The organism is Streptomyces sp. NPDC086787 (assembly GCF_044745865.1).
Lineage (GTDB): Bacteria > Actinomycetota > Actinomycetes > Streptomycetales > Streptomycetaceae > Streptomyces.
The window spans coordinates 1-8943 of the sequence record NZ_JBIVBC010000042.1 but is presented as its reverse complement, the minus strand read 5'-3'; the positions used below and the strand labels follow the sequence as shown (position 1 = coordinate 8943).

Below are 8943 nucleotides of genomic sequence, written 5' to 3'. Positions count from 1 at the left end.
CCGGCAGCATTTCGATGAACAGCATGCCTTCGCACCGCTCCTGTCACCTCCGGCCGAGCAAGCAGCTTGACTTCTTGGCTCCCTGAGATGTCTTTGAGGGCCCGTACGTGCGATCCGTCCATGGAGCAGTCGTCCAGGTCCAGCAGGGCGGTGCGGCGAAGCTCAGTCAGAAGCGCGGCGTGCAGGCGTGGCCATACACCGGTCTCGGTCCAGTCCCGCAGCCGCCGCCAGGCCGTCACACCGGAACAGCCCACGGTCTCCGCAGGGACATCACGCCACGCGACACCGGTCCGCAGCACGTATAGGACGCCCGCGAGCGCCACTCGGTCGGGCACTCGCAGCCGCCCGGGGTGGCGACGGCGCCGCTCGGGAGCGGGCGGCAGCAGCGGGGCCACCCTCTCCCACAGATCGTCAGGAACAAGATCAGCACGCACCTCGGACACCTTGCCGAGCAAGATCATCAAGCGCAAGACCCGTGGCTGAACTCATTCTGAAACGATCAGTTACTCCGCCTGCTGCAGTCACTACGTTCGGCGGACGGCCTCGAACTGGTCCGCTCGGTGGCCGAGCGGATGCTGCAGGAGCTGATCGAGGCCGAGGCGAGTGCGAAGATCGGCGCGGAGTGGAACGAGCACACCGACACCCGCACCGCCTACCGCAGTGGCCACCGGGAGCGGACGCTGACCAGCCAGGCCGCGACCTGGACCTGGCCATCCCCAAGCTGCGGTCTGGCAGCTTCTTCCCGAGCCTGCTGGAGCGGCGGCGCCGGATCGACCAGGCCCTGTACGCGGTCATCATGGAGGCGTGCGTGCACGGCGTGTCCACCCGCTCGGTCGACGACCTCGTCAAGGCCCTCGGCGCGGACACCGGGATCTCAAAGAGCGAGGTCTCCCGGATCTGCGGCGACCTGGACGTCCAGCTGATCGCGTTCCGCAACCGGCCCCTGGACCACGTGCGCTTCCCGTACATGTACCTGGACGCGACCTACTGCAAGGCAAGGGTCGAGCACCAGATCGTGTCCCGCGCCGTGGTCATCGCCACCGGGATCACCGAGGACGGCGGCCGCGAGGTGCCGGGGGTGATGGTCGGCGACAGCGAGACCGAGGCGTTCTGGACCCAGTTCCTGCGTTCCCTGCGCGAACGCGGCCTGAGTGGGGTCCGGCTCGTGATCGGCGACCATCATTCAGGACTGGTCAAGGCCATCAGGAAGGTCATGCTCGGGGCCGCCTACCAGCGTTGTCGTGTTCACTTCCTGCGCAATGTCTTCGGCGTGATCAGCAAGGAGTCGGCCGAGATGGTCGCCGCGACGATCCGCACGATCTTCGCCCAGCCCACCGGCGAGACGGTCCGTGCCCAGCTCGACACTGTCGCCGACATGCTCGGCGGCCAGTTCCCCAAGGTCAAGGAGATGCTCCTGGAAGCGAAGGAGGACCTGACCGCGTTCGCGGTCTTCCCCGAACGCCACTGGAAGAAAATTCAGTCCACCAATCCACTGGAGCGGGTCAACCGCGAGGTCAAGCGCCGCGTCGACGTCGTCCAGGTCTTCCCCAACGACGACGCGCTCCTGCGACTGGTCACCGCCGTCCTGTTCGAACTGCACGACGAATGGATCGCCTTCCCCCGCCGCTACCTGCCCGAGGGAAGCATGGATCAGCTTTACCCCGCCGAGCTCCCCAACAGCGCCCCCGCGCTACCGAACACCACCAACACGCCCTGACCAAGATCGGCTGCACCAACCAGCGGGACACCACCCACAACCCCGTGCTCCTGGTCGACCGAGGCATGCGGTCACGCCGCCTGGACGGCCCGCCGGGCGCGGGCCAGCTGCCGCCGTTCGGAGCGTGCCGCCGGCACCGAGGGGTGGGTCTCCCAGTAGGGGTGCCACCACAGCCGTACGGACAGGAGCAGCAGGCGGCGGCGCAGGGCGGTGGTGTCGCGGGGGCGGTGCGGCGAGCGCTTGCGTGTCACTTCGGACGCGCCCCGTCCGGCGCCGTGGTCGGGGGTCGCACCCGGCATGGTCGGCCTCATGGGGTGGATTCGAGGGGTCGTTGCAACACGCGGTGAGTTGATCAAGCCGCGAGCAGTGTAAGCAGCGGCTCGGCTGTGAGTTCCCACCCGAGCGCTGTTGCACAGTCGACGGGGTGGTGTTGGCCTTCGGTGGCGGCTGGCTGAGCACGCACCAGAAGTCACCACCTGGCCGCGCTACTCACTCCTGCGTGACCAGGCCAGAATGAACCTCATGAACGACGGATCGAGCTGGCCCGTGGACAAACTGACCGCGCTCCATCTCGGCAGGAGGCTGGTTGCGGAAGTCCCAGCATCGAGGCCAGGCCGCCGTGCATTTGTGGACGTCCGCCCCAAGAAGAGCGATCCCGATGCCCAAGCTCAGGGCGAAGGATGGGTTGTCAACGCTTCGCGAAAAGTGACCCTCGGGCAGTCTCCGAAAAATGCCCCCCAGTTGCGTGACGGCCCGGTCCGTCCTCGCAGGCGTTGACCGTCGGTGGCGGATGCCAGAATCCTCGGTATGCCAGACGCCGACTACTTTTCTGCCGCCGATGATGAGTCCGCTGTTGCCGTGATCGAGGCCGGCGGCCCGGCCCGTGCTGGGCTGGACGTGATCTTCCTCAAGGACATCGATCCGGTTGATGCCGTCGCCCAGCTCGAAGCTGTCATGACGGGCTGCAGCTATGAAGAGGCAAGCAAGCGCCCGAGGGTGGGACAGTTGCTGTCCTCTGAGGACGTCGACAGTCCGTTCGTGCTGACCGTGTCGAACACCCTCTTCGACGGCCTGACCTCCGTCTCCGGGGACGACATGACGACCGTGGCCGAGGCCTGGTCTGCGACCGGCGGCGTGCGCGGACTCGATGCCGCGACGGCAACAGTGGTCGTGGAGGCACTGGTTGGCCTGGCCAAGCGGGCTCGCGCCGCTGACCTGCAGCTTTATTGTTGGTGGACGCTGTGAGGACTCACTCCCGTCCGGCCCTATCTTTGGCCAGCAGCTCGCGTCGGGCCCGGGTGCGGTAGGAGTCGCCGGTGAGGGTGAGGACCTCGGCGTGGTGGACCAGGCGGTCGATCATCGCGGCCGCGACGACGTCGTCGGAGAAGGTCTCTCCCCAGCGTCCGAAGGGCGGGTTCGAGGTCACCATCACCGAGCCCTGTTCGTAACGCGACGCGATGAGCTGGAAGAACAGGTTCGCGGCGTCCTGGTCGAACGGGATGTAGCCCACCTCGTCGATAATGATCAACTTGTAGCGGCGGATCTTCTTCAATTCGGCCTCCAACCGGCCGGAGTGGTGGGCCTCGGCGAGGCGGGAAATCCAGTTGCTAGCGGTGTCGAACAGAACCGAGTAGCCGGCGTGGGCTGCCTTGACGCCGAGCCCGATGGCCAGGTGCGTCTTCCCGATCCCGGGCGGCCCGAGCAGGATCACGTTCTCCGCCTTCGCGACGAACGTCCCCGTGGCCAGGTGCGCGAGAACGTCTCGGCGGAGCGACGGCAGGTGGTCGAGGTTGAAGTCCTCTAGCGTCTTGACCTGCGGGAAGTGGGCGGTGCGGATCCGCATCGTGGTGCCTTTGCTCTCCCGGTCGGCGACTTGCCGCTGCAGCAGGGCGGCCAGATACTCCTCGTGGGACCAGTTCTGGTCGCGGGCCTGGTCTGCGAGCTCCTCCCAGAAGGCGCCGATGGTGGGCATCTTCAGCACCCTCGTGAGGTAGGCCAGCATGGACGGCATGCCATCCTTCGGGTTGCTCGCCGCATTAGCCGGTTTGGTGGTCGTGGCCATGTATCACTCCGCCTTCGTGGTGGGTGGGTTGAAGTCGACACCGAAGAGGGCGTCGTAGTCGGGCAAGGCCCGAAGCGCGACGGCGTGCCCGTCGCTGTGGTGACGGGTCGCGGCCTGGCGTCGTTGGCGGTCCAGCGCGAGGGCCTCGCGCATCCTCGCGGCGGTGGTCGCGTGGACCAGGTCGGTGATGACCTGCTGTTTCGCCCATGACAGCTCGTGTCGGGCGACAACCTTGCCGTCGCAGAACACGGTCACGGTCTCCAGGGAGGCGGTGACGTCGACGAACCGGCCGATGACCTGCGGGTCGACCGAGTAGTCGACGGTGTCGACGCGGATGTAGTAGTCCCGACCGAGCCGGATCCGGTGGCTCAGCCCGATCGGCGGGACCACGGGCGGCAGCGGGACCATCGCCAGGTAGTCGGTCTCCAGCAGGTCAACTGGGCGGCCCTGGATCGACCGGACCGTCCGTTCGTTCGCGCGGACGAGCCAATCGGACAACTGCTCGTTGAAGTCAGCGGGCGAGACAAATTGCCGTCCGGGCAGGAACGAGGTCTCCAGGTACTGGTTGTTGCGCTCGACCAGTCCCTTGAACTCAGGATCCCGTGGTGGGGCCAGCTGGATCCGGGTGGCCAGTGTCCCGGCGAAGGCCGACGCTGGGGCGGTGACCTTCCCGGTCCCGCCGATCGCGGCCTCCCGGTCCCAGACCAGCGTCTTCGTGACGCGGCCGATGCCGTGGATCAGGGACCACATGCCCGACAGGATGTCGCCCGCCTGCCGGGACGGGATCATCACCGCGGACATGAAGCGGGAGAACCCCAGCGTCATCACCAGCACCGGCAGGATCCGTTGCTGACCGGCCCCGACCCGGACCTTCGTCTCCGGGAACCACAGATCGCACTGGGCGACCTGGCCGGGCTCGTAGACGACCCGGTCGACCGGGTCGATGCCCACGTACTCCGGGCGGATCACCGCGAGGCGCTTGCGCAGCGGCGGTAGCGAGTATGGCCAGCCGATCCGCTCAGCTATCACCGGCGCCGGCATCCTCGGCCATTCCTGCAGCAGGGCCCGCATCTGCGGCTCGTAAGCGTCCGCGACCTGGCCGCGGGGCTCACGTTCGTACTTCGGCGGCCGGTCCGAGTTCAAGGCGGCCCGCACCGTGTTCCGAGCCACCCCAAGCCGCCGAGCGATCTCCTTGATGGGCACACCCTCCGCGCGATGCAGACGGCGTATCTCTGCCCAGTCCTCCACTATCAGCACCCTCCAAGAGTCCGAAGGGGGTCAAGATTCCCGGACTGCTCAGGGGTCAGTTTTCAGGAAGCGTCAACACGGCCAGCCCTTCACCCGCTGGTCCCTGCGCAAGCTCGTCGCCTACCTGCGCAAAGCCCACGGCCACATGATCCGCATCGGCCGCGAGGCGTTACGCTGCCTGCTCGCCCGCCGCGGCATTACCTTCCAACGCACCAAGGCATGGAAGGAATCCCCCGACCCCGACCGCGAGGCGAAGCTGGACCGGATCGAGGAGGTCCTCGACCGCTTCCCCGACCGGGTGTTCGCCTTCGACGAGTTCGGCCCGCTCGGGATCCGTCCCACCGCGGGCTCAGGCTGGGCTGAGCACAAGCGCCCCGACCGGCTGCCCGCCACCTACCACCGCACGCACGGCGTGCGCTACTTCCACGGCTGCTACTCGGTCGGCGACGACACCCTGTGGGGCGTCAACCGTCGCAGAAAGGGCGCCGCCAACACGCTGGCCGCGCTGAAGTCGATCCGCACTGCCCGGCCAGACGGCGCCCCGATCTACGTGATCCTGGACAACCTGTCCGCCCACAAAGGCGCCGACATCCGCCGCTGGGCCAGGAAGAACAAGGTCGAGCTGTGCTTCACCCCGACCTATGCATCCTGGGCGAACCCGATCGAAGCCCACTTCGGACCGCTTCGGCAGTTCACCATCGCCAACTCCCACCACCCCAACCACACCGTCCAGACACGGGCCCTGCACGCCTACCTGCGCTGGCGCAACGCCAACGCCCGCCAGCATGACGTCCTGGCCGCCGAACGACGTGAACGCGCCCGCATCCGCAGCGAGAAAGGCATCCGTTGGGGCGGACGTCCCCTCAAGACCGCAGCGTGACCGCACTTCCCACCCAGTGCACGGCTCCTCGTGAAAGGCTGGGAGCATGATGGGTGGACCGTCTGAGAACCCAGAACTCTGGGCCTTCCTGGAATCACTGCACCGCGGCGAACTCCTTTCCGGCACCGTCACAGCGATCGAACGGTTCGGTGTGTTCGTTGCGCTGGACGACGGACCAGACCATCCGGTCTTCCCCGGCGTCGGATTCATCTCCTTCGCTGAACTGTCCTGGCGACGTTTCGAGGCAGCCTCCGACGTCGTGCAGATCGGACAGCGCGTCTCATGCGAGTTCCTCCAGTTCGACACGTGGAACCTGGAGGCCCGACTGTCCTTGAAAGCCACACAGCCGGACCCCTTTCAGGTATTCGCCGACACCATCGCGGTGGGGCAGAAACTGCCTGGCCAGGTCACCAAGCTGATCCCGTTCGGCGTCTTCGTCCAGGTCGCCGACGGAATCGAGGGACTGGTTCACCTGCGAGAGCTCGCATGGACACCGGTGGAGACTCCATCAGATGTCGTCCAGGTCGGCGACAAAATCACGGTGGTCGTCACCGAGATTGACCGAGAGCGACGCAGGATAGCCCTCTCCCGACGACAAGCCTCATCCGCCGACGTGTGATGAGCTGCCTTCCTGCGACAGCTCCCTTGCGCGAGTGTTCCTGAACGTCTGCTCAGTCAAAGGAGGCACACTCGCCAGGCCGGTGAACCTTTGCGGTCAGAGCACTAGACGAGAACGCCCGTGCCGGCGCGTCCGGATCGCGCAGAGTGTCTGTCTGCCTTGACGGCCACCTGCACGGTGCAGCCTATCTGTCACCGTTCCGTCACAAGCAGTCGCCGACGGAACCCTGCAGCTCTCCCGCCATATCTGCACTCACGTACCACGACCACGCGTACCGCGGGGGTAACAACCGACGACCGAAACCCGCGGATGAGACGACGACTCAGGGGGACGACAACATGCGTCACAGCAACGGCATTCGCAGGGCGGCTCTGGCGACGACGGCGGTCACGGCCGTCGCGGCGGCAGTGACCGGCATCCTGCCCGGCACCGCCATGGCGGCGAGCACCACCTCCACCTCCACCCCCCCGCCCGCCTGCCCGGCCTCCGCCCTCCAGGTCAGCGCCTGGCAGGCCGCCCACCCGCCCGTCGGGACCGGGACCGGGGCGGCGGTGGTGCAGTTCACCAACGTCTCCCGGAAGACGTGCGCCCTGAAGGGCCATCCGACGGTCGCGGGCGCCGGCAACGGCTCCCCCGCCCACAGCACCCCGCTCAAGGTCGCCCCCACCGGCAGGGCGGCCACCGTGACGGTCCGGCCGCACGGTAAGGCGTGGCTGAAGCTGACCTTCGTCCAGGTCCAGGGGGAGGGCGACGGCTACTGCGTGTCGGGCAAGACCCCGGCGGCGTATCCGACGATGGTCATCGGGCTGCCACACTCCGGGAAGCACCAGGTCGCCCTGAACGACGGATGGTGGGCCGAGTGCGACAACAAGGTGACCGCCACCCCGGTATCGGCGGTCAAGCCTTCCTGACCCCCGTCCCACAAGTCGAGCAACCTCCTTGACGATCGCAAGGCTCTGACCTACACGTTTACGAGGAACTGCACATAACTGCAGGTCAGCGATCAGCGCACCGACGGTGCGCTGATCGCTGACCTGCGGTGATCAAACTCCGATGACACAAACTCGCGTCCGTCAAAGTCCGCTGGCAAACGGTCAAGATCCAGTGGCACGGGACACCCACCTCCAGATCGGGAGGCGGGCCCACTGTCCCGTCTCAGGCGATCTGGTCCATGTCTCAGATGATCTGGACCGATTCGCTCGGCGTCTCAGATGATCTTGTAGGTCCGGGTGCCCGGCCCGCTGGTTTCACCCGCCGCCTGACTATGGTGGCGGTCGTGGAGACCTCCGACTCGCCCTTGGCGATACGTGCATGCTGGCTCTCGTGGATCGCGGTGCATGGCGCCGACCAAGCTGATCTTGTCGCGCGACTTGGTCTCAGGAACGTGCGCGAGATGACCTGGGCGGACGGTGTCGATCTCATCGACGAGGTTGCGCACAGCGGCGAGGAGCGATTCTCAACAGTCGTGATCACCCCAGCAATCGAGGGATGGGCCTTGATCTTTGGGGCGTGGTGCGGGCTTCCCTATCTGACGCGCACCGACCTCGTCACGGACCTGTGCCAACAGCTGAGCTCGGAATTTGGACGAGCTCAGGCCTACTTCCATAGCGAGCAGAACGACGGCGAGGCGTGGTTGATCGCCGAAGGCGGTGCCGTCATCAGGCGGTGGATCGCCGAATACCCTGAGCTGGCGTAGGGCGAGCCTTTTGGCGTCGAGCGCCGCCTTCTGGATGCGTTCGGCATCCCAGGCAAGCCCGAAGACCTCGACCCCGAGGATGACCTGGCCAGCAGTTGGGCGGCTACTTGGGGTGACTGCGACGCGCCCACCGTCGCCGCGGCATCGAGCCTTGATCCCCGGCAGATCAGGCCGGGCACGAGTGCATCCGGAGTCGTCCTCGTCGCTGACACGGTTTGAGGGGGTTGCCACCCTTTCGCGTGACGTCTCCAGCTCTCGGCCATGGTGGCCCGCAGGGTGCTCCACCCTCGCAGTGACGGGGGGCTGGGCTGGATGACGACGAGGACGGAGACGGAGAGGAATGACCGCGACCGGAGTGCCGACCGTTCTCACGGCCATCGCCGTGGCCGTGTCCGTTACTCCGTGACGGCAGGCCGCGCCCTGGCTCAGCGCGTCTGGTCAGATGTTGGGCGCGGGGAGGTAGGTGAAGGCGCCGGTATCGGTGACGCTGCCGACTTTGGTGGTCAGGGTTACGTCTGCTGATCCCTCGGTTCCGGCTGGAGTGACGGCCAGGACCTGGGGGGCCTTGCCCCCGGATTTTGAACACGTCTATGCGGCTTGGGCCAAGGGCTGTCCCGTAACTGCTGTCTCAGTCGATGTCCGTGGCTGCGAGCACCGCGATCTCCTGCCCGTCCGGTCGCAGGGCGGCCACGGCGAGGTCCCAGGCAACTTGGTGGAACCA

At 66.7% G+C, this 8943-nt stretch carries 10 protein-coding genes and 1 pseudogene; 6 read left to right on the top strand and 5 right to left on the bottom strand.

All coding sequences use genetic code 11. The annotated features are described in order from the left end of the window. Positions 1 to 434 (bottom strand): transposase (locus tag ACIPK3_RS34155; protein WP_402576108.1); only part of this gene is annotated, 434 nt, incomplete at its 3' end. 78 nt (positions 435 to 512) lie between these two features. On the opposite strand from ACIPK3_RS34155, the pseudogene ACIPK3_RS34150 reads away from it, so the two are divergent. Continuing rightward, positions 513 to 1717: pseudogene (locus ACIPK3_RS34150) on the top strand (IS256 family transposase). A gap of 71 nt (positions 1718 to 1788) precedes the next feature. Here the strand turns inward: ACIPK3_RS34150 and ACIPK3_RS34145 are convergent. Then, on the bottom strand, positions 1789 to 2028 hold the full coding sequence (locus ACIPK3_RS34145) for a hypothetical protein (RefSeq protein WP_402576107.1): 240 nt from the start codon (positions 2026 to 2028) through the stop codon (positions 1789 to 1791). A 496-nt stretch (positions 2029 to 2524) separates the two neighbouring features. Between ACIPK3_RS34145 and ACIPK3_RS34140 the strand changes: the two genes are divergently transcribed. Beyond that, entirely contained in the window at positions 2525 to 2962 is a 438-nt protein-coding gene (locus ACIPK3_RS34140; protein ID WP_402576106.1) for a hypothetical protein, read from the top strand. A 4-nt stretch (positions 2963 to 2966) separates the two neighbouring features. On the opposite strand, the gene istB is transcribed toward ACIPK3_RS34140, so the two are convergent. Further along, a complete protein-coding gene (istB, locus tag ACIPK3_RS34135; protein WP_402576105.1) occupies positions 2967 to 3779 on the bottom strand; it encodes an IS21-like element helper ATPase IstB in 813 nt (270 codons plus the stop codon). A 3-nt stretch (positions 3780 to 3782) separates the two neighbouring features. Beyond that, complete coding sequence (gene istA / locus ACIPK3_RS34130) at positions 3783 to 5036, bottom strand: IS21 family transposase (protein ID WP_402576104.1); 1254 nt, start codon at positions 5034 to 5036, stop codon at positions 3783 to 3785. On the opposite strand from istA, the gene ACIPK3_RS34125 reads away from it, so the two are divergent. The 4 genes from ACIPK3_RS34125 to ACIPK3_RS34110 all read left to right on the top strand — a co-directional run bounded on the left by ACIPK3_RS34125 (position 4975) and on the right by ACIPK3_RS34110 (position 8222). Then, a complete protein-coding gene (locus ACIPK3_RS34125) occupies positions 4975 to 5907 on the top strand; it encodes an IS630 family transposase (RefSeq protein ID WP_402576103.1) in 933 nt (310 codons plus the stop codon). The genes istA and ACIPK3_RS34125 overlap by 62 nt on opposite strands. Positions 5908 to 5953: 46 nt before the next feature. Beyond that, positions 5954 to 6526 carry a S1 RNA-binding domain-containing protein gene (locus tag ACIPK3_RS34120; protein WP_402576102.1) on the top strand — a complete coding sequence of 191 codons (573 nt, stop codon included), beginning with the start codon at positions 5954 to 5956 and terminating at the stop codon, positions 6524 to 6526. 338 nt (positions 6527 to 6864) lie between these two features. Beyond that, the gene (locus ACIPK3_RS34115; RefSeq protein ID WP_402576101.1) at positions 6865 to 7437 is read left to right on the top strand and encodes a DUF4232 domain-containing protein; all 573 of its coding nucleotides are present in this window, start codon (positions 6865 to 6867) and stop codon (positions 7435 to 7437) included. A 260-nt stretch (positions 7438 to 7697) separates the two neighbouring features. After that, positions 7698 to 8222, top strand: coding sequence for a hypothetical protein (locus ACIPK3_RS34110; protein WP_402576100.1), 525 nt, complete (start codon positions 7698 to 7700; stop codon positions 8220 to 8222). Between the two features lie 628 nt (positions 8223 to 8850). Here ACIPK3_RS34110 and ACIPK3_RS34105 read toward each other — a convergent pair. Continuing rightward, the coding region (locus ACIPK3_RS34105) for a DUF6183 family protein (RefSeq protein ID WP_402576075.1) at positions 8851 to 8943 on the bottom strand (93 nt) is incomplete at its 5' end.

Bases quoted from the DNA above. Each gene is read 5' to 3' on its own strand.
- ACIPK3_RS34145 (WP_402576107.1), bottom strand. From the start codon at position 2,028: ATGAGGCCGACCATGCCGGGTGCGACCCCCGACCACGGCGCCGGACGG.
- ACIPK3_RS34120 (WP_402576102.1), top strand. From the start codon at position 5,954: ATGATGGGTGGACCGTCTGAGAACCCAGAACTCTGGGCCTTCCTGGAA.
- istB (WP_402576105.1), bottom strand. From the start codon at position 3,779: ATGGCCACGACCACCAAACCGGCTAATGCGGCGAGCAACCCGAAGGAT.
- ACIPK3_RS34125 (WP_402576103.1), top strand. From the start codon at position 4,975: ATGGGCACACCCTCCGCGCGATGCAGACGGCGTATCTCTGCCCAGTCC.
- ACIPK3_RS34115 (WP_402576101.1), top strand. From the start codon at position 6,865: ATGCGTCACAGCAACGGCATTCGCAGGGCGGCTCTGGCGACGACGGCG.
- ACIPK3_RS34140 (WP_402576106.1), top strand. From the start codon at position 2,525: ATGCCAGACGCCGACTACTTTTCTGCCGCCGATGATGAGTCCGCTGTT.
- ACIPK3_RS34110 (WP_402576100.1), top strand. From the start codon at position 7,698: ATGTCTCAGATGATCTGGACCGATTCGCTCGGCGTCTCAGATGATCTT.